Origin of the sequence: Acinetobacter sp. AC1-2, assembly GCF_016124155.1 — a bacterium.
Classification (GTDB): Bacteria; Pseudomonadota; Gammaproteobacteria; order Pseudomonadales; family Moraxellaceae; genus Acinetobacter; species Acinetobacter calcoaceticus.
The window spans coordinates 34,318-57,349 of record NZ_JABFFO010000007.1 but is presented as its reverse complement, the minus strand read 5'-3'; the positions used below and the strand labels follow the sequence as shown (position 1 = coordinate 57,349).

Annotated in this window: 21 protein-coding genes; 14 read left to right on the top strand and 7 right to left on the bottom strand. The window is 38.7% G+C overall.

Features of this window, described 5'->3' with window-relative positions:
• The first annotated feature begins 8 nt into the window (after nucleotides 1-8).
• From smc to HL290_RS16740, 5 genes are all read left to right on the top strand, one after another.
• The gene (gene smc / locus HL290_RS16760; protein ID WP_198497056.1) at nucleotides 9-3,458 is read left to right on the top strand and encodes a chromosome segregation protein SMC; all 3,450 of its coding nucleotides are present in this window, start codon (nucleotides 9-11) and stop codon (nucleotides 3,456-3,458) included.
• Between the two features lies 1 nt (nucleotide 3,459).
• A complete protein-coding gene (locus HL290_RS16755) occupies nucleotides 3,460-4,479 on the top strand; it encodes a cell division protein ZipA C-terminal FtsZ-binding domain-containing protein (RefSeq protein ID WP_198497055.1) in 1,020 nt (339 codons plus the stop codon).
• A 94-nt stretch (nucleotides 4,480-4,573) separates the two neighbouring features.
• Nucleotides 4,574-6,616: an NAD-dependent DNA ligase LigA gene (ligA, locus tag HL290_RS16750; RefSeq protein WP_198497054.1), complete on the top strand. Its 2,043-nt coding sequence runs from the start codon at nucleotides 4,574-4,576 to the stop codon at nucleotides 6,614-6,616.
• A gap of 252 nt (nucleotides 6,617-6,868) precedes the next feature.
• Entirely contained in the window at nucleotides 6,869-7,333 is a 465-nt protein-coding gene (gene ftn, locus HL290_RS16745) for a heteropolymeric bacterioferritin subunit Ftn (RefSeq protein ID WP_001214863.1), read from the top strand.
• 291 nt (nucleotides 7,334-7,624) lie between these two features.
• Nucleotides 7,625-8,818, top strand: a complete 1,194-nt coding sequence (locus HL290_RS16740; protein WP_198497086.1) for an MFS transporter — start codon at nucleotides 7,625-7,627, stop codon at nucleotides 8,816-8,818.
• 69 nt (nucleotides 8,819-8,887) lie between these two features.
• Here the strand turns inward: HL290_RS16740 and HL290_RS16735 are convergent, their stop codons facing one another.
• Together HL290_RS16735 and otsB are read right to left on the bottom strand one after the other, a co-directional pair.
• Nucleotides 8,888-10,321: an alpha,alpha-trehalose-phosphate synthase (UDP-forming) gene (locus HL290_RS16735; RefSeq protein ID WP_198497053.1), complete on the bottom strand. Its 1,434-nt coding sequence runs from the start codon at nucleotides 10,319-10,321 to the stop codon at nucleotides 8,888-8,890.
• Nucleotides 10,309-11,160, bottom strand: coding sequence for a trehalose-phosphatase (gene otsB / locus HL290_RS16730; RefSeq protein WP_198497052.1), 852 nt, complete (start codon nucleotides 11,158-11,160; stop codon nucleotides 10,309-10,311). The genes HL290_RS16735 and otsB overlap by 13 nt, the downstream gene beginning before the upstream one ends.
• A 355-nt stretch (nucleotides 11,161-11,515) precedes the next feature.
• On the opposite strand from otsB, the gene HL290_RS16725 reads away from it, so the two are divergent.
• The 5 genes from HL290_RS16725 (at nucleotide 11,516) to bioD (ending at nucleotide 16,171) form a co-directional block, all read left to right on the top strand.
• Nucleotides 11,516-12,247 (top strand): hydrolase, encoded by a 732-nt coding sequence (locus HL290_RS16725; RefSeq protein ID WP_198497051.1) that lies wholly within the window; start codon nucleotides 11,516-11,518, stop codon nucleotides 12,245-12,247.
• A gap of 93 nt (nucleotides 12,248-12,340) precedes the next feature.
• Nucleotides 12,341-13,621 (top strand): adenosylmethionine--8-amino-7-oxononanoate transaminase, encoded by a 1,281-nt coding sequence (bioA, locus tag HL290_RS16720; RefSeq protein ID WP_198497050.1) that lies wholly within the window; start codon nucleotides 12,341-12,343, stop codon nucleotides 13,619-13,621.
• Nucleotide 13,622: 1 nt separating this feature from the next.
• On the top strand, nucleotides 13,623-14,780 hold the full coding sequence (locus HL290_RS16715; RefSeq protein ID WP_198497049.1) for an 8-amino-7-oxononanoate synthase: 1,158 nt from the start codon (nucleotides 13,623-13,625) through the stop codon (nucleotides 14,778-14,780).
• Entirely contained in the window at nucleotides 14,777-15,526 is a 750-nt protein-coding gene (gene bioC, locus HL290_RS16710; protein ID WP_198497048.1) for a malonyl-ACP O-methyltransferase BioC, read from the top strand. Before HL290_RS16715 ends, bioC begins: the two co-directional genes overlap by 4 nt.
• The gene (gene bioD, locus HL290_RS16705) at nucleotides 15,527-16,171 is read left to right on the top strand and encodes a dethiobiotin synthase (RefSeq protein WP_198497047.1); all 645 of its coding nucleotides are present in this window, start codon (nucleotides 15,527-15,529) and stop codon (nucleotides 16,169-16,171) included.
• A 63-nt stretch (nucleotides 16,172-16,234) separates the two neighbouring features.
• Here the strand turns inward: bioD and rluB are convergent, their stop codons facing one another.
• The 5 genes from rluB to HL290_RS16680 all read right to left on the bottom strand — a co-directional run bounded on the left by rluB (nucleotide 16,235) and on the right by HL290_RS16680 (nucleotide 20,176).
• Nucleotides 16,235-17,158, bottom strand: a complete 924-nt coding sequence (gene rluB / locus HL290_RS16700; RefSeq protein WP_003653361.1) for a 23S rRNA pseudouridine(2605) synthase RluB — start codon at nucleotides 17,156-17,158, stop codon at nucleotides 16,235-16,237.
• 41 nt (nucleotides 17,159-17,199) lie between these two features.
• Entirely contained in the window at nucleotides 17,200-17,793 is a 594-nt protein-coding gene (gene scpB, locus HL290_RS16695) for an SMC-Scp complex subunit ScpB (protein ID WP_004641560.1), read from the bottom strand.
• Nucleotides 17,790-18,581, bottom strand: a complete 792-nt coding sequence (locus HL290_RS16690; protein ID WP_198497046.1) for a segregation and condensation protein A — start codon at nucleotides 18,579-18,581, stop codon at nucleotides 17,790-17,792. Before HL290_RS16690 ends, scpB begins: the two co-directional genes overlap by 4 nt.
• A gap of 224 nt (nucleotides 18,582-18,805) precedes the next feature.
• Nucleotides 18,806-19,423 (bottom strand): L-threonylcarbamoyladenylate synthase, encoded by a 618-nt coding sequence (locus HL290_RS16685; RefSeq protein WP_003653356.1) that lies wholly within the window; start codon nucleotides 19,421-19,423, stop codon nucleotides 18,806-18,808.
• Nucleotides 19,424-19,513: 90 nt separating this feature from the next.
• Entirely contained in the window at nucleotides 19,514-20,176 is a 663-nt protein-coding gene (locus HL290_RS16680) for an elongation factor P hydroxylase (RefSeq protein ID WP_198497045.1), read from the bottom strand.
• Between the two features lie 96 nt (nucleotides 20,177-20,272).
• Here HL290_RS16680 and HL290_RS16675 point away from each other — a divergent pair, with 96 nt between their 5' ends.
• From HL290_RS16675 to fabG, 4 genes are all read left to right on the top strand, one after another.
• Nucleotides 20,273-20,833, top strand: a complete 561-nt coding sequence (locus tag HL290_RS16675; RefSeq protein ID WP_004641565.1) for a YceD family protein — start codon at nucleotides 20,273-20,275, stop codon at nucleotides 20,831-20,833.
• Nucleotides 20,834-20,907: 74 nt separating this feature from the next.
• On the top strand, nucleotides 20,908-21,093 hold the full coding sequence (gene rpmF / locus HL290_RS16670; RefSeq protein ID WP_000290730.1) for a 50S ribosomal protein L32: 186 nt from the start codon (nucleotides 20,908-20,910) through the stop codon (nucleotides 21,091-21,093).
• A gap of 151 nt (nucleotides 21,094-21,244) precedes the next feature.
• Nucleotides 21,245-22,231 (top strand): ACP S-malonyltransferase, encoded by a 987-nt coding sequence (gene fabD, locus HL290_RS16665; RefSeq protein WP_005042715.1) that lies wholly within the window; start codon nucleotides 21,245-21,247, stop codon nucleotides 22,229-22,231.
• Complete coding sequence (fabG, locus tag HL290_RS16660) at nucleotides 22,228-22,962, top strand: 3-oxoacyl-ACP reductase FabG (RefSeq protein ID WP_092709241.1); 735 nt, start codon at nucleotides 22,228-22,230, stop codon at nucleotides 22,960-22,962. Before fabD ends, fabG begins: the two co-directional genes overlap by 4 nt.
• The last annotated feature ends 70 nt before the right edge of the window (nucleotides 22,963-23,032 follow it).

The following is a 23,032-nucleotide window of genomic DNA, read 5'->3' as shown; positions in this document are numbered from 1 at the left end:
AGGGCATTATGCGTTTAAGCAGTTTAAAACTTTCCGGCTTTAAATCTTTTGCAGATAGTACAACTTTAAATTTTAAGGCTAACCGCACAGCAGTGGTTGGTCCAAATGGTTGTGGCAAATCAAATGTAATTGATGCCATTCGTTGGGTGATGGGTGAATCAAATGCTCGTCAACTGCGTGGTGGTAGCATGCAAGATGTTATTTTCACAGGAACCTCCAAACGTAAGCCAGTTGGTGTGGCGAGTGTTGAGCTACGTTTTGATAATACATATGGCAAGTTAGGTGGATCCTATAATGCTTATAATGAGCTAGCTGTTCGTCGTCAGGTCACCCGTGAAGGCAAGTCCGAATATTTCTTAAATGGCACACGTTGTCGCCGTCGTGATATTACCGATATTTTCTTGGGAACAGGATTAGGGCCACGTTCTTATGCGGTGATTGAGCAAGGAATGATTAACCGTTTGGTTGATGCCAAACCTGAAGAAATGCGTATCTTTATTGAAGAGGCAGCAGGTGTTTCACGCTATCAAGCTCGTCGACGTGAAACCTTGCAACATCTTGAACATACTGAGCAAAACCTTTCACGTTTAGAAGATATTGCCCTAGAGTTAAAATCGCAGCTTAAGACGCTTAAACGTCAATCTGAAGCAGCGGTTCAATATAAAACGTTAGAAGGTCAGATTCGTACGCTTAAGATTGAAATCTTATCTTTTCAGGCAGATAAAAGTGTACGCCTTCAAGAGGAATATACGGTTCAAATGAATGAACTGGGCGAAACTTTTAAATTGGTTCGCTCAGAGTTAAGTACAATTGAACATGATTTAGAAGCAACCAGTGCTTTATTTCAGCGACTCATTCAGCAATCTTCACCACTACAACACGAATGGCAGCAAGCTGAAAAAAAACTATCTGAACTGAAAATGACTCTGGAACAAAAACAGAGTTTATACCATCAAAACAGTACAACTCTCGTTCAATTAGAACAGCAAAGATTCCAAACTAAAGAACGTTTACAGCTTTCTGAATTGCAACTTGAAACGTTGAATAATCAGTTAGATGAACAAACTGAAGCCTTAACTGCAATTGAGCATACCGCAACGGAAGCTGAACAAAACTTTGCTGATTTACAATCCCAACAAAAACAGGCACAACAACAGTTTGAACAAGTAAAAGCTCAGGTTGAAAAACAACAGCAGCAAAAAATGCAAATGTCTGCCCAAATTGAGCAGTTAGGCAAAAATGTTCTAAGAATTGAGCAGCAAAAAGAAACGTTGCAACATCAAGCAAGTCAGATTCAATCGCACGTTGATGAAGATGAGCAGGGTGATCTTGAGCAACGGCAACAGCAGCTTCGTCGTGAAATTGCGACACTTGAGACTGAAATTGAGCAGCTCTCACAGCGTTTAGAGCAGTCTCAACAGCAACATCAGGCAAGTAAAAATCAACAGCAAACGCTGAAAACAGAAATACAAGTTTTATTATCAGAGCAGAAAAACTTAAGCCAGCTTGTTGCTAAGCAAAGCCCGAAGCAACATCAAGATGCACTACGTTTAATGCAAGCTTTGCAATTAACAGAGCAAGGCAAACCACATGCGCAGATTATTGAAAAGTTTTTAGCGAAATGGTTACAAGCTCATATTCTGGAAGCTGAACAAGCTTTTCAAGAAGGAGTTTCCCGTCAGTTAAAACCTTCAGAGCAAACAAATCAATTTAAGCAAAACTTAGCTTGTTTAAATGACTGGATTGAATCTCCCCAGCTATCAATCTTTTCGAATGTAGCGATTGCACAAGATTTGGCTCATGCGTTAAATGAGCAAAAGCAACTGCAACATGGGCAGTCTATTTTGACTTTAGATGGTTATCATGTTGGGCAGGATTGGGTCATTGCTCTTATGTATGATGACGAGAGTCAAAGTGCACAAGGTATGCTCAGTCATCGCATTCGTCTAGATGAAATTGAACAAGTTCTTGAAAAGCAACAACCCGAATTACAAGCATTAGATCAAATTGTAGTTCAGCAAAAAGATGAACTAGGGCAGTTGCAGTCTGATGTGCAACAGAAACAGCAAGTTGTTAAACAAAAACAAAAAGACTTACAACAGCTTGATGTGCAAATTGCTAAACAGCAAACTGCGGCACAGGCATTTTTACTGCAAAAACAGCAATTGAAAGATCAGTTAGCTCAGTTAGACATGCAACTTGAAGAAGATGCAATGCAAAAAGATGATCTGGAGATTGATTTACATGCGCTAGCAATCAAGCTTGAAACCATTTTACCTGACTATAAAACATTGCAATTTCGGGTAGAAGAGTTAACAGAGCAACTAGAGGAACAACAACAAGCTCTGCATCAGCAACAACAAGAACGTGAAATTTTGCGTCGTAACAGCACGCAAACGACTCAACAGATAGAGTTGCTTGAAAAAGATATTTCGTTCTTGCAGAGCCAATATCAGCAAATTAATGCTCAAATGGAACAGGCGAAAAAATTTGTTGATCCTATTCAGTTAGAGTTGCCAAATCTTGAGTCCGAATTTCAGCAACAATTTGCTCAAACTGAAAAGTTGCAAAAGAACTGGAATGAATGGCAGCTTGAATTAAATAGTGTGCAGGAAAAACAACAAACCCTGACAGATCAGCGTCATCAATATCAACAAAAAGATGAGCAGCTCAGAGAACAACTTGAAGCAAAACGTTTGGCATGGCAAGCAGCTAAGTCAGATCGTGAACATTACCAAGAACAGCTTAAAGAGCTAAATGCCGAGCTCCAAAAGGGCTTACAAATCGATTTAACCGAGCACCAGCAAAAACTGGAAAAAGTACAGAAACAGTTTGAAAAAATCGGTGCGGTTAACCTTGCCGCTTCACAAGAGTTTGAAGAAGTTTCCCAACGTTTTGATGAGTTGAGCCACCAGATCCAAGATTTGGAAAATACGGTAACTCAACTAAAAGATGCGATGAAAAGCATTGATCAGGAAACACGTAAGTTGTTTATGACAACCTTTGATCAGATTAATCAAGAGTTGCAAAATTTGTTTCCAAAGGTCTTTAATGGTGGTGAAGCAAGTTTAAGTCTTGAAGATGACTGGCAATCTGGTGTTAAACTGATGGCTAGACCACCGGGTAAGAAAAATAGTTCTCTAGCATTACTTTCCGGTGGAGAAAAGGCTTTAACAGCTTTAGCATTAGTATTTGCGATTTTTAGATTGAATCCGGCACCGTTTTGTGTGTTAGATGAAGTGGACGCACCACTTGATGATGCGAATGTTCAGAGATATTGTAATTTGGTAAAAGAGCTTTCTGAACATGTACAATTCATTTACATTACACATAATAAGCTGGCGATGACCATGGCAACTGATTTGTTGGGTGTGACCATGCCTGAACCGGGTACATCAAAATTAGTCACTGTCGATTTAGAACAGGCAAAAGAATACGGGTTAGTTTCGGAGTCATAGAATGGAAATCAATACGATTATTGGCATCGTTGTCGCCATTATTATTATGCTAATTGGCTTAAAAATGATTTTAAAAAAGTCAAACCATGCTGAACCCTCATTAGACAGTGATTTGCATATTAATCCTGATAGTAATCAGCCGGTTATACCTAGGCATGTGAGAGATCAGCTTGAGCAAGCTGAAGCCGAGGGTGTATCGGCGACTAGCGCAGAGCGAGTAGAACCGACTTTAAATGCGGCGTCACAAGTCAGTGAAACAAAACAAACAGAAACTTTGGCTGTAGAATCTACTAAATCAATTTCGGCCGAACAAATTCAACCAGTTGTTGAAACGTCTCCAGATGAAATTAAATCTGAAGACACTGTAAAAAACTCTACCATTAAGACAGATAGTTCAGTTGAGTTGGTTGATACGGTTTCTGTCAAATCGGAAGAAAGCTTGGAACCTGAAAGCGAAAAGGCTGAGCCTGAGTTGAGTTTGAACCCAAATATTGAAACTGCCGAAATTGCTGAATTTGAAGGCGAGAGTAATATTCTGGATGTGCACTTGCATGAACAGCAACGCTATGATGATGAAAGTGCATTAGCGATGGCTGAACAGATTATTGCATTAAATGTCTATCCAAACCCTCGTCGCGCGTTGTCTGGCGATAAAGCACTTAAAGTGCTGCTGAAATACGGTTTACGTTATGGCGAAATGTCATGTTTCCATCGCTATGAAAATACTGATGAGCCAAGCGTACTTATGTTTTCAGTATTGCGTATGACGGACAATGGACCAGCTGGGTTTGATCTTGAAACCTTATCTACTGAACAAGTCCAAGGGTTGGCATTTTTCCTTGCGCTTCCAAACAGTAAAGCTGTAACTGGTTTTGACATGATGGCGAGTATTGCAGGTTTAATTGCTCGTGAAATTGACGGCAAAGTTTATGATGAGAATAATCTTGAATTTACACCACAGTTAAAAGAGCACTGGCGTCATCATGTGATTGATTATCGTCCGGCACAGGCGACCGCCTAGTTTTAATTTTTTACATTCGTTGCGATAATTGCAACATATCTAGTCGCAGTTCAGGGTGGAGAAATTTCCACCCTTTTTTATGGTGAATAACATAATGGCAACAACTTCCGTGATCGAACAGATGCGTCAGCTTATTCAACTGATTGCAAAGCATAACCATGCATATTATGTGATGGATCAGCCGACAATCTCGGATAGTGAATATGATCATTTATTTCACCAGTTAAAAGCTTTAGAAGAGCAATATCCAGAACAGGTTCAATCAGACTCCCCAACTACAAAGGTAGGCGGACAAGCACTCTCTAAATTTGAAAGTGTGACCCATGTGGTTCCTATGCTTTCATTAAATAATGTTTTTGATAAGGATGAGGTATTTGCTTTTGCCAATCGTGTAGAAGAGCGGTTACCCAATCAAAAAGTACAATATGATGTCGAATTAAAATTTGACGGTCTCGCGATTTCGCTTTGGTATGAAAATGGCGTGTTAGTACGAGGTGTTACACGTGGTGACGGAGAAACCGGAGAAGACATTACCCAGAACGTTAAAACTATTCGCAATTTGCCTAAAGTGTTGCATTCGGATCATTTTGAAATTCCACGTCTGCTAGAAGTACGCGGTGAAGTACTGATACCAAAGGCTGGATTCAAAAAATTAAATAAACATTTGAAAAAACGTGGAGAAAAAGAATTTGCTAATCCACGTAATGCCGCAGCTGGTAGTTTACGTCAATTGGATTCTCAAATAACAAAGACCAGACCTTTAGCTTTTTATGCGTATGGTATTGCTCAATGTATTCCAGACAATAATGTAGAAACAATAGGAGAAAATTTAGACTGGTTATTATCTTTTGGCTTTGAAAATTATGATCATTGGGTTGTGGATAGTATTGAACAAGCTCAATTAAAATATGAAAAACTAATAAATGAAAGACCAAATCTAACAGTAGAGATAGATGGAATGGTCATTAAAGTGAATAGTCTAGAACAACAAAAACAACTAGGCTTCGTAAGTCGAGCTCCAAGATGGGCGGTGGCTTATAAATTTCCTGCTGAGATAGCACTGACAACTGTTGAGCAGATTGATTGGCAAGTAGGGCGTACAGGCACTTTAACTCCGGTAGCACGCTTAGTTCCTGTTAATGTTGGGGGAGTGACTGTTTCTAATGTAACTCTACACAATATTGGCGAAATCCATCGCCTCGATGTTCGTGTTGGGGATACTGTTGGTGTCTACCGTAGTGGAGATGTGATTCCTAAAGTCGAAAAAGTTTGGACAGATTTGAGATTAGTTGATCAAGAATATCATGTGGTGCAGCTTCCTGAAAGCTGTCCTGTTTGTGCCTCACCCGTTGTAATGCCTGAAGGGGAAGCCTTAGCGCGTTGTTCTGGTGGTCTTTATTGTGCTGCTCAGCGAATTGAAGCCATTCGTCATTTCGTGTCACGTAAGGCTCTCGATATTGAAGGTTTGGGCGATCGTTGGGTAGAGTCTTTATTACATCTCGATTTGCTTAAAGATGTTGCCGATATCTATCATTTACATGAGCACCGAGAAACTTTACTCGGTATTGAGAAAATGGGCGAGAAGTCGGTACAAAATCTGATTGATGCCATCGAAGCCAGTAAAAAGACAACCCTTGCGCGTTTTATTTATGCTTTAGGAATTCGTGGGGTAGGTGAAACTACTGCCAGAATGTTAGCCAATACTTTCCAAACTTTAGAAGCCCTAAAAGCTGCCGATGTTGAAGCTTTAAAGAAAACACCGGATGTCGGCGATATTACAGCAGAATGGATTGCTGACTTTTTCTTGGCACCTCATAACATTGAAGTGCTTGACCGCTTAATTGCAGCAGGAATTCATTGGGATGCACCGACTGCACCAACACGCCAGCCATTAAATGGCGAGAGTTGGGTTTTAACAGGTACATTAGAGCAAATGACCCGTGATCAAGCGACTCAAATGCTACAAGCCTTAGGTGCGCGTGTGAGCGGTAGTGTATCGAGCAAAACGAAATGTGTTGTTGCGGGTGAGAAGGCTGGTTCTAAGTTAGAAAAAGCAGCAAAACTTGGTATAGTCGTTATGAATGAGACTGATTTCTTATCTCTTATGGCGAGCTATGGGCAGACCTTAAGCGAATAAGCCTACCGAAATAAGAACCATTGATTTTAGTTACAAATTTATAAATTGATGGTTTATGTCATATTTTAATGCTTGTCTGAGCTTACAAATCGGACAAGCGTTTCTTTTTACAGAGAAAATTTAATTAACTTAAACTGCAAATGCGTATGTTTCTCATTTTAATTTTATAAAAATCATAAACTTAACTATTTTTTACTTTGCAATCATTTTTAAGATTGCCCATAATAGTTCTCATACGATAGGAGATTTATTATGCGTGGCAATCCAGAAGTCATAGACTATTTAAATATGCTCATTGGCGGAGAATTGGCTGCCCGTGATCAATATCTAATCCATTCTCGTATGTACGAAGATTGGGGTTTAAATAAAATTTATGAACGTATTGATCATGAGATGCAAGAAGAAGCTTCTCATGCTGATGCGATCATTCGCCGTGTATTGTTTTTAGGTGCTAAACCAAACATGCACCGTGAAGATATTAATGTCGGTACAGACGTTGTTTCTTGTTTAAAAGCTGATTTGGCGCTTGAATATCATGTTCGTGAAAAGTTAGCGACAGGTATCAAACTCTGTGAAGAGAAAGGCGATTACATTAGCCGTGATATGTTACGTCAACAATTATCTGATACTGAAGAAGACCATACCTACTGGTTAGAAAAGCAATTACGTTTAATTGAGTTGATTGGCTTACAAAACTATATTCAATCTCAAATTTAATAAAAAAACCCAGCTGATGCTGGGTTTTTTTATCGCCTGATTTTTAGCTTTAATAAAATAGAAATAAAAAAGTGTTTTTCTCAATTTTAATATATTCAAAGCCTTACTACATAAGGCTTTGGTAGTTACAAAAAAGTCAGAAAAATTGTATCACACCTCCTGTTTTTTTTATGAAATTGGATATAATTTCGCCAACAAAACCCTTGCCTAGAAACTTCATGAGGCAAGGGTTTTTCTATGGAAAATCGGTTGGTATGGATCGCCAATGATTTTATGGTGAGTTCGCGAAATATGTTATTTACCAAATCTGCTGTTTTAGATACAGCTACTCTCTTAAGCACGCAGCGTCTTGCAACACGACTAAGCTTTTTTAGCTTAGGTTTTGCGACCGCAGCTTGGGCACCACTGATTCCTTTTGCCCAGCAGCGTTTAAACCTCAATCATGCCGATTTTGGTTTGCTGCTCTTGTGTATGGGTATTGGCTCAATGATTGCAATGCCTGCGACTGGCGCTTTAGTGAAGCGTTGGGGATGTCGTCCATTAATTGCGTTGGCATTGATGCTGTTAATGGTGTTATTACCTAGCCTAACGATGTGGAACAGCATTGTAATGATGGCTGTAGCATTATTTGTGTTTGGGTCGGCAGCAGGCTGTCTTGGGGTAGCTATAAATTTACAGGCAGTGGTTGTTGAAAAACATAGCCTGCGAGCTCTGATGTCTAGCTTCCATGGAATGTGTAGTCTTGGTGGTTTAACTGGGGCTATGCTGGTGACTGCATTATTGGCAGTAGGTCTTTCTCCATTAATGAGTACTTTGTCTGTTGTAATGATTTTGCTCGTCATTGGTGTAGTTGCTATTCCTCCTTGTTTAACGTCTTTTGAACAGGATGAAAAGCCACATCAAGTTACAGCCGATAAACCTAAAAGACTCTATCGGCCTAACGGCATTATTTTGCTTATTGGCGTGATGTGTTTTATTGCCTTTTTATCAGAAGGTGCTGCAATGGATTGGGGTGGTATTTATTTAACAAGTAAGTATGAACTTAATCCAGCCTTTGCTGGTCTTGCTTATACCTTTTTTGCTCTGAGCATGACGACTGGACGTTTTACGGGCCATATCTTGCTAAAGCAATGGGGTGAAAAAAATGTCGTAACGTATAGTGCAATTGGTGCAGCAATTGGTATGGCTGTTATTGTGACTGCACCCGTATGGCAAGTGGTTGTATTAGGCTATGCACTTTTAGGGTTAGGCTGTTCCAATATTGTGCCAGTGATGTTTTCTCGCGTAGGTCGACAAAACGATATGCCTAAAGCAGCGGCACTTTCTTTAGTATCAACGATTGCTTATACAGGTTCCTTAAGTGGACCAGCTTTAATTGGTTTAATTGGTGAATCGACTGGTTTAAGTACAGTTTTAACAGGTGTAGCTGTATTGCTATTTATTATTGCTTTACTTAACCGCTTTACACTCGCAAAGGCGAATTAATTTATAAATAATAGAAACAATCTAAAGAACATCGAGAAATTTAATTTCTCGATGTTCTTTTATTTAGATTTATAAAACCTGATAGATAGATTGATAATTGTCTTGTAATAAGCGCTGGGGTTTCATCAGTAAAGTTGGTGTTTTTTCCAAATCATCTAAGAAATCGTTTCTCCAATGAGTAAGATCAGATGCTGATAATCCCTCTATCAATTGCTGATAACGATTGATACGCTCAGCTTTAGACATTTCTAAAGCCATTTTTAAAGCATCCATCATTGCCGCTCTATCTTGCGGGTCAACAATCAAGGCTTGAGACATTTGCTCAGCAGCACCAGCATATTTAGATAAAATTAGTACGCCAGGATTCTCTGGATCTTGAGCTGCAATATATTCTTTAGCGACTAGGTTCATACCATCGCGTAGTGAACTAATCCAGCAAATATCAGAGTGACGATAAATATGCATGAGATTATGGTGTTGAACTGGATCATAGCAACAATCTACAGGTCTCCAGTCTTCATGTGCAAACTCTTCATTAATCAATTCCAACTTGGTCTTAAAACGTTCGTATAAACGTTGATAAACTGCAATATCAGTACGTGATGGTGTTGCAACTTGCAGATGTCGGACTAAGCCATGATATTCAGGATTAGTTTCCAAGAAGGTTGCAAATGCATTAAAACGCTCAAGTAAACCTTTTGAATAATCAATTCGGTCAACCCCAATGATTGTTTTTTGACGAGGTATTTCTTCAAAATTAAACACACAAGGGCTTGGCAAATCTTGTTGCGCTTGTTTTTGAATAAGTTCTGGCTGAACGCCAATTGGGTATGATTTAATTAGTATTTGACGTTTTTTGTAGCTGATACTGTCGCGGTGAATTTTCTGAGCTTCAAGTAAACTTAAACATGTTTGCATACATGCATTTTGATCAATCTGGGTTTGTAAACCAATTACATCATATTGGCTCAAGTCTTGAATTAATTCTCGGGCTACGGGAATTTTGAGCCAGATGTTCAGACTAGCAAAAGGGATATGTAGAAAGAAACCAATTTTATTTTGCATGCCTAATTCACGGCAGTAACGGGCTACACTAAAAAAATGATAATCGTGTATCCAGATGATATCTTCAGGCTGAGCCAGCTGTTTTAACTTTTCAGCGAATAATCGATTGACCTTTTGATAGGTATTATATTCTTGCGAATCATATTCAATAAGATCCTCTCGGTCATGCATCGCTGGCCACAGAACCTTATTTGCAAAACCACAGTAATATTGCGCGTATTGTTGATGGGTGAGAGGGCAGGTAATGTAATCAATTCCCTGAGAATAGGCCTGCTCAAATTCTGGCGCTTCGCTATCGGTAATTTGCTGACCATTCCAGCCTAACCAAATACCATTGCTATCATTCAATGCATCTTGTACAGCTACAGCAAGGCCACCTGCTGAAGCCTTACCAGATGGCATACTTATTCGGTTCGATAATACGATTAATTTAGACATATTTTTTCTCCATTCTGATTTCGGCTATTTTTGACATATAAGTTTTTTATTCTGTTTTGAAATAAAAAAAGAAAATTAGCGACGTCATCGATATCTTTTAATCTATATTTGGCATGTGTTTCACCAGAACCTACTTTAATGGTGAGGCCAGATTGCTGATTAATACAAATAAAACCAGATTCATCTGTTAAATCATCTCCTATAAAAATAGGTAATACTGAGGTTAAATTAAGATGATTTAATATAGTTTGAATTGCTTTGCCTTTATCAGCTTGGTGAGGAATTAATTCAACAACAAATTTTCCTCTATTTATTTTTAACTGAGGGTAAAAGGATTTAATCTGTTGCATTATATTAAATGCATAATTTTCTAAGTTGGGATTTTTGCGATAATGTAAAGCAATAGAATATCCTTTATCTTCAATTAATAACTCAGGATATTTTTCGCAAGATTTTATAATATCGTGTTTTAATTTTTTAAAATTAATACTACTTAAATCTGGTCGAATATAATTATCTGAACCAAAATAAATATCTAAACCATGTAAGCCCGCGATAGGAACTTCAATAGGGTGTAGCAGCTTGACTGCTGTATCTATATTACGACCTGTTACAGCAATAACGGGAATATTTAATTCAATAATTTTTTTTATAATTTCTAATGTGGTTTTTGGAATAAAACTCTGCTCGGGGTTAATTTGAAATGGTGCTAATGTTCCATCAATATCTAAAAATAAGCAGTAATTTTTATCTAAGGATAAAGTATTTATAATATCGTTGGATGTAACAAAATATGTGTTTTCTTCTCTCCTATTAGATATTGTGCTTTGACTGTTCATATTAGCCTTCCTAATATTTTTTGATCAATAATTAATCTTCTAACATTAAAATGAATTGATGAGTCATTTTTTTTAATAAAAAAACATAAGTATTAACATTAATTACATTGCATAATGGATTTATAGGCGAAGTGTGGAGTATGTTGTTTTTTGATTGGCTTCAATGTTTAGATAATTAAATTTTTGTATGTTTCCTATTAATAATGAAGGTCTTGTTTATCAATATATTTCAGAATATTAATGGGTTTTAATGTGTGATTTAAAATCAATATTTTAAATTTTAAGGCTGATTTTAAAAGATATTTTCTTGAAATATTAATATATAATTTGCATTAAATGAGCTTTGGGTAAGAATATGAAGTTACACAATAAAATTTTATTGATTACAGGCTGGGGAGTAGGAATTGAACCTTTAGAATCATTAAAATTGCATTTGCAACAGAAGGGTTTTGATGTACAACTTATTAATATATTTGATGTTTTAACTAGTAGTTTTCAGAAACAGCTTGATTTAGTGGCTGAGGGTGATGTGGTAATAGGCTGGTCTTTAGGTGGGCAGTTAGCAACTCAACTTGTTGATATTTTTTACAAGCAAATAGGGAAAACTAAAACTTTAATTACGCTTGCTTCTAATCCATGTTTTGTTGCCAACACTAATTGGCAGACTGCAATGCCTGCTGATGTGTTCAGTCAATTTAAAACTTCTTTTTTGCAAAACCAACAAGCCACTTTAAAGCGCTTTTATTATTTAATTACTCAAGGATCAGCACAAGCTAAAAAAGATTGGCTAAACATGCAAAATATAGCAAATCCACCCTCTTATGAGTTGTTATTACAAGGGTTAGAAATGTTAGAGCATCTAAACTTGGTAGATAACTTAAAAAATTACTCAGGTCCACAGCTTCATTTATTTGCAGAACATGATGGTGTCATTCCTTGCAAAATTGAGGAAAATTTTGCACATATCGCGACAGAAAAGATGAAATACAAAGTATTAAGTGAAGCTACTCATGCTTTTCCATATCTACAAGTAGAACGAACAATTGAAGAAATCTGCCAATTTTTAACAATTCATCAGCAAAGTTAATCAGCTTTGATTGATATCGCAATTTTCTTTCATTCTTAACAGGTTTAACATGTGTTCAATGAAAGATTTGAACGCTGTAAAAGGGTAAATAGGATGACCGATAATTTTGATTTGGAACATATTTGGCATCCTTATACTTCAATGACCCAACCTTTACCAACATTTAAAGTTAAACGTGCTTTTGGCGCGACGATTGAGTTAGATGATGGTAGAACTTTAATTGATGGTATGTCATCTTGGTGGTGTGCAATTCACGGCTATAACCATCCTGAATTGAATCAGGCAGTGACCGATCAATTACAAAATATGTCTCACATCATGTTTGGGGGTTTAACGCATGACCCTGCAATTGAACTTGGAAAAATTCTTTTAAAAATTACCCCGCCAAGTCTCGATAAAATTTTCTATGCAGATTCAGGTTCTGTTGCCGTTGAAGTTGCTTTGAAAATGGCAGTGCAGTTTTGGACCGCTCAAGATAAACCGCAAAAAACAAATTTTATTACAACGCGTTCTGGCTACCATGGGGATACATGGAATGCGATGTCGGTGTGTGATCCAGTTACAGGCATGCATCAGATTTTTGGTACAAGCTTACCAAATCGTCTTTTTGTTGCAGCACCACAAACCAAATTTCATGAAGAATGGAATCCACAAGATATTGCAGAATTAGAACAAGCGATTCAGCAAAATCATGAGCATCTTGCAGCCTTAATTATTGAGCCGATTGTACAGGGTGCAGGTGGCATGCGTTTTTATCATCCTGAATATCTACGTCAAGCCAAAGCACTTTGTGAACAATATAATCTGTTATTAATTTTTGACGAAATTGCGACAGGCTTTGGGCGTACCGGTAAACTCTTTGCGTGGGAACATGCACAAGTCGAGCCGGATATTATGTGCATTGGTAAAGGGCTAACAGGCGGTTATATGACATTGTCGGCTACTTTAACAACGAAGCATGTTGCCGAGACCATTAGTCGGGGTGAGGCTGGCGTATTTATGCATGGTCCAACCTTTATGGCGAACCCCCTTGCTTGTGCTGTTGCCTTAAAAAGTACGCAATTATTAATTGAGCAAGATTGGCAAGCCAATATTGAGCGAATTGAACAACAACTTACTCAATACTTAACACCACTCAATCAGCTTGATTATGTTGCTGATGTAAGAGTATTGGGGGCAATAGGGGTAGTTGAACTCACTGTTAATGTTGATATGAAAACGTTACAGCAACAGTTTGTTGATCGTGGAATTTGGATTCGTCCTTTTGGCAAATTGGTCTATGTAATGCCACCTTATGTGATTACCAGTCAGGAATTAAGCTATTTGCTTGAGCAGTTGGTTGAGGTTGTTAAAACCATGCAGGGAGTGCATTGAAATGTCATTGCTTGATCATTTTTCTGCCGAGTTAGATGAGTTAAAACAACACGGCAATTTCAGACAGTTCACTCAAAATGTACAGCATGAGCGTTTTATTACGATTCAAAATAAAACGATGCTGAACTTGGCATCTAATGATTATCTTGGCCTAGCTGCGGATGTAAAACTTCGTGAAGAGTTTTTAGAAAATTTTCCAGTCGAACGTAGCTATTTTAGTTCTTCGTCATCCCGTTTATTAACGGGTAATTTTGAAGAATATGAAAAATTAGAAAATAGCCTAAGCCAAGCATTTGGTGGTCGGGCAGCACTATTATTTAATAGTGGCTACCACATGAATATCGGTATTTTGCCAGCTGTTGCCGATGGAAAAAGTTTAATTTTGGCTGATAAGCTGGTTCATGCGAGCATGATCGACGGTATACGTTTATCGGGTGCGCAATATGTACGTTATCGCCATAATGATTTGCAGCACCTGGAGCAACTTTTGCAAAAATATCATGATGATGACAAGATTGAACGCATTGTTGTGGTGACTGAAAGTATATTTAGTATGGACGGTGATGAAACTGATTTAGCCGCTTTAGTGCAGCTAAAAAAACGCTTTGCTAAAACTATGCTGTATGTTGATGAAGCGCATTCAATTGGTGTGCGTGGCGAACAAGGTTTAGGGTGTGCTGAACAATACAATGTCATTCACGATATTGATTTTTTAGTGGGGACATTAGGTAAAGCACTAGCAGCAGTCGGGGGATACATTATTTGTCATCCCATTATTAAAGATTATTTAATTAATAAAATGCGTCCGCTTATTTTCAGTACTGCTCAACCGCCAATTGTGATGGCTTGGGCAGACTTTATTTTTCAAAAAGTATTAGTTGCTCAACCTCAGCGTGAACACTTAAAGAATATTAGCCAATATCTTCAACAAGCTGTTGTGGAAAAAGGTTATGTAAGTCCGTCGACCAGTCATATTATTCCAGTTATTGTGGGAGAAAGTCAGGCTGCTATCGATAAGGCAAAGCAGGTTCAGCAAAGTGGTTTTTATGCCATGCCTGTACGCCCACCAACAGTCCCTAAAAATAGTTCGCGTTTGCGTATTTCTTTAACGTCAATGGTACAGCAACATGAGCTTGAAGAATTGGTGAGTTTTCTGTGAGTCTGAATAAAAACTTGGTTGCCCAGCGTTTTGCCAAAGCAGGGCAAAGCTATTCAGAGCATGCAATTGTTCAAAAACAAATTTGCCAAAATTTAACGGTTTTACTCCAACAGTTTTGCCCTACAACGATGTCACGTGTCTTTGAAATTGGTTGTGGTTCTGGGAATTTAACTCGTCTTATTGCTGCATCTTTTCAGATTGAAGAGTTAATTTTGAATGACTTGTATGCAGATGTGCAGCAGCACTTTAACCATCAAGAAAATTTGAAATGGTTGATTGGGGATGTTGAAACTTTAGTGTTTCCGCAGCAGCTCGACATGATCGTTTCTGGTTCGGCTTTGCAATGGATGCAAGATTTACCCCGTGTACTTCAACATTGTCATACTGCTTTAAATGAAAAAGGCTGGTTATGTTTTTCAACTTTTGGCCCAAGAAACTTAATCGAGATTAAAGAATTAACAGGGCAAGGTTTAAGTTATTGGTCTATTGAAAATTGGAACAATGCCTTAACTCAGGCGGGTTTTGAAGTTCTGCATTTGTCTGAGTCAGAAGCCCAACTCTATTTCGATTCGCCTAAAGCTGTATTGCAGCATTTAAAAGCAACAGGTGTGACTGCAACTGCTCAGCATCGTTGGACTAAGCAAACTTTACAACAGTTTTATCAAGATTATGATCGGTTTAAGCATGCTGAGGGATATTCCTTAACATATCATCCGATCTATTGTATTGCGCGGAGAATTAAATAAATGAGTGGTCAGATCTATTTTGTTAGCGGGATTGATACCGAAATTGGTAAGACCTACGCGACAGGCTTTTTAGCAAAATTATGGACTGAACAGGGTAAAAAAGTGATTACCCAAAAACTCATTCAGACGGGTAATGCTGATATTTCTGAAGATATTGAAAAGCATCGTGAAATTATGGGGCAGGGTTGGTTTCAAGAAGATCATGAAAAGCTCACCATGCCGGAAATTTTTAGTTATCCTGCTTCGCCTCATCTGGCAACACGCCTAGATAACCGAGAAATTGACTTTCAAAAAATTGAAAATGCAACACAAACACTAGCTGAGCGCTTTGATATTGTTTTACTCGAAGGAGCTGGTGGATTAATGGTGCCATTAACTACAAGTTTACTCACCATTGATTATGTTGCTCAGCACCAGTTCCCCGTTATTTTAGTAACATCTGGTCGTTTAGGAAGTATTAACCATACTTTACTTAGTCTTGAAGCACTTAAGTCTCGTGGGTTGAAATTACAAGCCTTGGTATATAACCTAAAAGATGAATCAAAAGATCCATTAATTTCTCAAGATACGTCAAATTACTTGAAAGACTATTTAGCAATTCATTTCCCTGAAGCTCAATGGATTGAGCTGGAAAAAATGAATTAATTTAAAATAGGCTATAAAAAACCGCTCTTATAAGAGCGGTTTTTTTATGCATTATTTAATATTTTAGAATTTCTTAGAACCACGGTTAAAACCAGTCGATTTGCGTTGGTTACCAGTATTCACAGGAGCTTCTTTTTCGTCATCGCGACGTTGTTGACGCAAGAAACCGCCACGACGAGCTGCCATTGGCTTTTCGGTCATACGGTCAGTACGACGTTTTGCCATACCAAATAAACCTGTGCCTTGACGTGGTTTTAATTCAACTGATTTTGCTAGATTATCGATATCAGTTTTATCGAGTTCCATCCAGCGGCCAGTACGTAATTCGCGTGGTAAAATAACTGTACCGTAGCGTGTACGCAATAAGCGGCTTACTTTAAGTTCTTGTGATTCAAAAATACGACGAACCTCACGGTTACGACCTTCTTTCACTACTACTTGGTACCAGCGGTTAATACCTTCACCACCAATTTCCGAGAAAGATTCGAATTTAGCTGGACCATCTTCAAGCTCTACACCAGTTACCATTTTTTGGCGTATTTTAGGCGTTACTTCACCCATAACTCGAACAGCATATTCACGTTCAATTTCATTTGATGGGTGCATTAAGCGGTTAGCAAGCTCACCATCATTTGTGAACAACAATAAACCAGTACTGTTAATATCTAGACGACCTACCATTACCCAGCGGTCATTTGCAATTTGTGGTAAATGATCAAATACGGTTGGGCGTTTTTCAGGGTCATTACGTGAACAGATTTCGCCCTCTGGCTTATAGTAAATCAATACACGACGACGAATTTCGTCTTCAATTTGAAACTGAACTTTACGGCCATCAATGCGTAATTCATCGCCTGGTTCAATGCGCTCACCCACTTGGGCAACACGGCCGTTCACACTCACGCGTCCTGCGGCAATAACCTCTTCCATATATCGGCGGGAACCTAATCCGATCCGCGCTAATACTTTTTGCAATTTTTCACTCATGACAGCACAACCTTAGACATAATGATCAACAGTCCACCTCTTTATGATTTCGGTGCATTTGCATCGAGGGCCATAAAGGCTTCCTTGGCGTTCTGTAGGGGAGGCAATTGGCCTAGCGAAGCTAGACCAAAAGCATTCAGAAACTGAGGCGTTGTAATTAGCAACGCAGGTCTTCCGGGTAAATCTCTAAAACCGGCTTCTTTAATCCAGTTCCAGTCAAATAGTGTTCTAAGAATCTGACTATTATTAGACACACCACGAATTTGTTCAATATCAGCACGGGTAACCGGTTGATGATAAGCAATGACGGCCAGTGTTTCTAGTAATGAAGGCGACAGTTTTGTTGGTCGCTCTGGCCATATTTGCGCAATAATACTACGATATTTAGATCTTACCTGAAAGCGAAACCCTTGCGCTGTTTCAATCAACTCAATAGATCGGCCATGTTGTAATAGCGCGAGCTGTTGTAAAAGTTGACGAAGCTGTTGTTTATTATACTGATTATTAAATGCTTCTTTTAAACGGGCAATTGAAACGGGCGCTTCACTGGCAAAAATAATTGCTTCAAGTTGTAATAAGACTTCGTGATGAATGTCAGCTAATGACAAATCACTATTATTTTGTTCAAAGCTCATATTGAAGATCCTTGAATTGCTAAAGGAGCTTCAATACCAGACGCAATAATTTTAACTCGCTGTTGTCGGGTTAACTCTAAAACAGCCATAAAAGTCACAACCATTCCCATGCGACCTTGCAAAGGATTGAGTAATTCTTTAAAACTTAACACGTCACCAGACTCTAATTTCTCTTCAATATATGCAATGCGTTCTTCGAGTAATACAGGCTCTTGAGCCACGACATGAATAACGGGTTCTGGGCGATTAAACACACAGAACAACGCATCATGTAATACTGAAATATCATAGCCTTCATAAACAGGAGCGATATGACCTAAGCTTACATTTGCACTGAATGTATCACGCTCAAGAATTGGCATTTGACCTAAACGCTCAGCCGCTTGCTTAATGCGTAGATAGGTTTCAAGTCGATCAATAAGTTCCTGTTTAGGATCTTTTTCAATACTTATAACCGTAGGTTTTGGCAAAAGTAGACGAGATTTCAGGTCAGCCAATAAAGCTGCCATCACCATATAATCAGCGGTTAGCTCAATATTTAACGACTTCATACTATCCATATAAGTTAAATATTGAGTTGCTATGGGAGCAATATCGACTTGAATTAAATCAAAACCGTTTTTTTGAATCAGATAAATTAAAAAATCTAGTGGACCTTCAAACTGTTCGAGCAAAATCTCAAATGCAGCAGGAGGTATATAGAGATCTTCAGGAATCTTGTCATGCCACTCATCTAAAACACGGATGTGTGGAGCGTCTTCCATGGATTGATGAAGTGATTGATTCATTACGATTATAAGCCACGCGAATTTTCAAAAGCATGAGACTTGTTATTCAAGTCAAAGAGAGCTGTAAATAGAAGAACAGCAGATAGTGGAAATCATTCTAAATGAATTGTGCCTTTTAATAAATTACTTAACGACTAAAGTGTAAAAAAAATCCAAAATAAATAAAGAGTATTTTTTTGAGTGATAATACTTTTTTTAAAACTATTGGTAAAAATTGTAAGTGCTTATTCAAAAGCACTTACATCGCCAATACCACGGCGAATAATTTCAGGATGTTCACCCGATAAATCAACAATACTTGTGCTTGTTAAAGTACCGAAACCTCCATCAATAAATACATCAATTCGCTTATCTAACTGATTTTCAATATCGTATGGATCGTCTAGAGGATCTTCTTGTCCTGGTAAAATTAATGTACTGGTGAGTAGGGGTTCACCAAGTTCTTTTAATAGAGCCTGACAAATTGGGTTACTTGGAATACGTAAGCCAATGGTTTTCTTTTTAGGGTGCATCAATCTACGAGGAACTTCACTGGTTGCAGGTAAAATGAAAGTCGTAATGGCTGGGGTATTTGCTTTCAATAAACGATAAGTTGCATTATCAACTTTTGCATAAGTTGCAATATCAGATAAATCACAGCACATAATTGCATATTGATGCTTCGGCCCTAAACCGCGAATCTGCGCAATACGTTCCATAGCATTTTTATTACCGATCTGACAGCCAATTGCGTAGGCAGCATCGGTAGGGTAAACCACAACATCTCCGGCACGAATGCGTTCAACCGCTTGGCTAATGAGGCGTTGCTGTGGATTTTCAGGATGTACATGTAAATGCATCATATTTTGGAGACTCCATCACGCCTGTGTTAAAAATAATTATTAGGCTTTTTAAATGAACTAGACAAGTAGTGAACGTAGTTTTTTTGTCAATTAATCAAGGAGTTCACGTTTGAATTCATTTAATTGTAATGGTGTACCCGAACGTGTACATTGGCAAATAAAGCCAATAAATGCTGTTGCATCACGTGGCAACTTAGCTTCACCTGAAAAGTAACGTTGTATTTGAGCATAAACATTATCTTTAAATATTTTGCCATCTCCGACATCACCTGTCAGGTTATCAAGCGAAACTCTAAACTTTCTACCAAAAGACTGAGAGAACAACCATTCAATTGCCTGCGGCTTAATTTCTACTTGTTCAAATAAACTTTGTTGCTCTTGAGTGCGGCCATCAGGTGCATACCAATATCCTAAATCAGGTAATAGGCGGCGTTTTTCACCAGCAATCGACCAATGACTGATTTCGTGAAGGGCGCTGTTAAAAAAACCATGGGCGAATTGGATTTTAGCAGGACCCTGATTTGTTGCCGGGAAATATTCTGGTTCAAAATCTCCACGAACTAATGTCACATTATGGTGGGAAAACCAGTGATTAAAGTGTAAAATAAGCCAATCGACTTGCTCAGACTCTGATTTTGAGCTTGACCATGGTGAGAGTTGCACTATGTTAGGTACAAGAGTGTTCTGATGAGTTGAATGGGTGCAAACGAGTAATGAAGAGTTAACTTCAGGTTGCGGCTGCAACAGGTGCATTGCTTAATTTACCCCGAGTTCTGTCTAAAGAAGTGCAAAATTGTATCTTAATCTTTGACAGAGTACCGATGAATTTGTAGAATTGCCGCCTTAATTATGTCAGCAAATACCTTTCCGGCACAGATTGAGCCGTTTAAATGGGCTGAACAAGGCTTTACATGGTCAGGTCAACTGCCCCTGTCTCGCTTTGCTCGTATCGCTCGTGAAGCTGTTGGATCAATTGATAATCAATTGATCAACATAGACTGTAAGCTATCAATGGATGCATATCATCGCATTGTGTGGATGGATGGTCATATGGACACGAAAGTTCCAATGGAGTGCCAACGTTGTTTGGAACCTGTTGAAATGCCTCTTGTCTTAGACTTTCATATTGCATTAATGGATGATGAGTCACTGATAGAGCGCTTGGATGAGGATGCTGATTTCATCGTTTTAGGTGAAAGTGAGTTTACGACGAAAGGTGATTATGATACGCCAGCCTCGATTAACTTACTCGCACTACTAGAAGATGAACTGTTATTGTTGGTGCCTTTATCTCCCAAGCATGATGCTTGTGAAAATAAACATCAACCTACCATTCAAAATGTTGTTGAAGAAAAACGGGATAATCCGTTTGATGTTTTGGCAGGTTTGAAGGGTAAACTTAACTCATAATTTGTGATATAATTGTGAGATAAGACAACTGAATTTGTTCTGATCCATTTTTTCGATCTTTGTAAGGAGCCATCATGGCCGTTCAGCAAAACCGTAAAAGTCGCTCTCGCCGTGACATGCGCCGTTCACATGACGCTTTAACCGAGAATGCATTAACAGTAGACCAAGCAACTGGTGAGACTCATCGTCGTCACCACGTTACTAAAGACGGTTTCTACCGTGGTCGTCAATTATTCGCTAAAGCAGCTGATGCTGAATAATTGTATGATATGCATTAAGCGTGATGCTTAAGTATAGAAAAAATGGGAGCGAAAGCTCCCTTTTTTTGTTGTTTTTCGCAATTATAAAAATATAAATAACATGTTAAATTTCCGCTCCAGAAATGAGTGAAAACCCAAAAAAGGATTTCTTATGTCTGCTAAACGTCTTGAACAAGTAGCTTTAGCCACAAAAACTGCGTTTGTGTTTCCAGGTCAAGGTTCACAAAAAGTCGGTATGCTTGCTGAACTAGCAGAACAGTTTAGTGGGGTTGGGCAAACCTTTGCTGAAGCTTCAGATGCGCTTGGATTCGATCTGTGGCATATCGCGCAAAGTGGTGAAGGCCTCAACCAAACAGAAAATACCCAACCTGTGTTATTAACTGCCAGTATCGCTCTATGGCGTGTATGGCTTGATTTAGGCGGTCTGGCACCTAAGTATCTTGCAGGACATTCTCTAGGTGAATACAGTGCTTTGGTTGCTGCAGAATCTATGAGTTTGGCAGATGCAGTGAAACTAGTGAATTTGCGTGGCAAACTCATGCAAAGTGCTGTTCCTCAAGGGGAAGGGGCTATGGCTGCAATCCTTGGTTTGGCTGATGAAAAAGTGGTTGAACTTTGCCAAATCGTGAATGCAGAAGGTCAAGGTTCAGTAGAAGCTGCAAACTATAATTCACAAGGCCAAGTCGTGATTGCTGGAAGTACAGCATCTGTACAACAAGTGATGGCTTTGGCAAAAGAGCAGTCTGCTAAGGCAATTGCTTTACCTGTGTCGGTTCCTTCGCATTGTTCATTGATGAAACCTGCTGCTGAAAAATTTGCAGAAGCTTTGGAACAAACTGCCATTGAGCTGCCTACCATTCCTGTAATACAAAATGTCAACGCGGGAATAGCTACCGATGTTGCTCAATTGCGTCAGGCGTTAACTGCTCAATTGTACCAATCTGTACAATGGACAGACACGATGCAGTTTTTACAAGACCAAGGTATTCACTACGTTGTTGAGTGTGGACCTGGTACAGTATTGAGTAATCTCGCGAAGCGTTTACCAAATATAGAAAAAGCTTTTGCTATTGATAGCAAGAGTAAAATGGAAGATGCCCTAAATGCTGTTTTAGTGGCAGAAGGAAAAATTGCATGACACAAGAACGCAAAGTTGCATTAGTAACGGGCGCGAGTCGGGGCATTGGCGCTGCAATTGCCCAGCAACTTATTCAAGACGGTTATTTTGTTGTAGGTACTGCGACATCTGAATCTGGTGCACAAAAGTTAAGTGAAAGCTTTGGTGAGCAAGGTGCAGGTTTAGCTCTCGATGTGCGTAATCTCGATGAGATTGAAGCAGTCGTTTCTCATATTGAACAGAACTATGGCCCTGTGCTTGTTTTGGTTAATAATGCGGGTATCACGAAAGACAATTTATTGCTACGTATGTCAGAAGATGATTGGGATGACATTCTCAACATTCACCTTAAAGCTGTATATCGTTTATCTAAACGTGTGCTTAAAGGTATGACAAAAGCGCGCTTTGGCCGCATTATTAATATTAGTTCTGTTGTTGCACATTTTGCAAATCCAGGTCAGGCGAACTACTCTGCTGCAAAAGCAGGTATTGAAGCGTTTAGCCGTAGTCTTGCAAAAGAGATGGGTAGCCGCCAAATCACTGTGAACAGTGTGGCACCAGGCTTCATTGCAACAGAAATGACAGATGCACTTAGTGAAGAAATTCGCAAAAAAATGAGTGATCAAGTGGCTTTAAATCGCTTAGGCGAGCCACAAGATATCGCAAATGCGGTGAGTTTCCTTGCAAGTGATAAAGCAGGTTACATTACCGGTACGGTATTACATGTAAATGGTGGTTTATACATGGCCTAGGGCTGATGTATAACTTTTAAAAATTTTTATATTCAATTAAACTAGTGGCAAATCAAACGCCACGAGCAAT

Excerpts from the sequence above, each read along its gene's own strand:
- smc (WP_198497056.1), top strand. The coding sequence starts at position 9 with ATGCGTTTAAGCAGTTTAAAACTTTCCGGCTTTAAATCTTTTGCAGAT.
- HL290_RS16755 (WP_198497055.1), top strand. The coding sequence starts at position 3,460 with ATGGAAATCAATACGATTATTGGCATCGTTGTCGCCATTATTATTATG.
- ligA (WP_198497054.1), top strand. The coding sequence starts at position 4,574 with ATGGCAACAACTTCCGTGATCGAACAGATGCGTCAGCTTATTCAACTG.
- ftn (WP_001214863.1), top strand. The coding sequence starts at position 6,869 with ATGCGTGGCAATCCAGAAGTCATAGACTATTTAAATATGCTCATTGGC.
- HL290_RS16740 (WP_198497086.1), top strand. The coding sequence starts at position 7,625 with ATGTTATTTACCAAATCTGCTGTTTTAGATACAGCTACTCTCTTAAGC.
- HL290_RS16735 (WP_198497053.1), bottom strand. The coding sequence starts at position 10,321 with ATGTCTAAATTAATCGTATTATCGAACCGAATAAGTATGCCATCTGGT.
- otsB (WP_198497052.1), bottom strand. The coding sequence starts at position 11,160 with ATGAACAGTCAAAGCACAATATCTAATAGGAGAGAAGAAAACACATAT.
- HL290_RS16725 (WP_198497051.1), top strand. The coding sequence starts at position 11,516 with ATGAAGTTACACAATAAAATTTTATTGATTACAGGCTGGGGAGTAGGA.
- bioA (WP_198497050.1), top strand. The coding sequence starts at position 12,341 with ATGACCGATAATTTTGATTTGGAACATATTTGGCATCCTTATACTTCA.
- HL290_RS16715 (WP_198497049.1), top strand. The coding sequence starts at position 13,623 with ATGTCATTGCTTGATCATTTTTCTGCCGAGTTAGATGAGTTAAAACAA.
- bioD (WP_198497047.1), top strand. The coding sequence starts at position 15,527 with ATGAGTGGTCAGATCTATTTTGTTAGCGGGATTGATACCGAAATTGGT.
- rluB (WP_003653361.1), bottom strand. The coding sequence starts at position 17,158 with ATGAGTGAAAAATTGCAAAAAGTATTAGCGCGGATCGGATTAGGTTCC.
- scpB (WP_004641560.1), bottom strand. The coding sequence starts at position 17,793 with ATGAGCTTTGAACAAAATAATAGTGATTTGTCATTAGCTGACATTCAT.
- HL290_RS16690 (WP_198497046.1), bottom strand. The coding sequence starts at position 18,581 with ATGAATCAATCACTTCATCAATCCATGGAAGACGCTCCACACATCCGT.
- HL290_RS16685 (WP_003653356.1), bottom strand. The coding sequence starts at position 19,423 with ATGATGCATTTACATGTACATCCTGAAAATCCACAGCAACGCCTCATT.
- HL290_RS16680 (WP_198497045.1), bottom strand. The coding sequence starts at position 20,176 with ATGCACCTGTTGCAGCCGCAACCTGAAGTTAACTCTTCATTACTCGTT.
- HL290_RS16675 (WP_004641565.1), top strand. The coding sequence starts at position 20,273 with ATGTCAGCAAATACCTTTCCGGCACAGATTGAGCCGTTTAAATGGGCT.
- rpmF (WP_000290730.1), top strand. The coding sequence starts at position 20,908 with ATGGCCGTTCAGCAAAACCGTAAAAGTCGCTCTCGCCGTGACATGCGC.
- fabD (WP_005042715.1), top strand. The coding sequence starts at position 21,245 with ATGTCTGCTAAACGTCTTGAACAAGTAGCTTTAGCCACAAAAACTGCG.
- fabG (WP_092709241.1), top strand. The coding sequence starts at position 22,228 with ATGACACAAGAACGCAAAGTTGCATTAGTAACGGGCGCGAGTCGGGGC.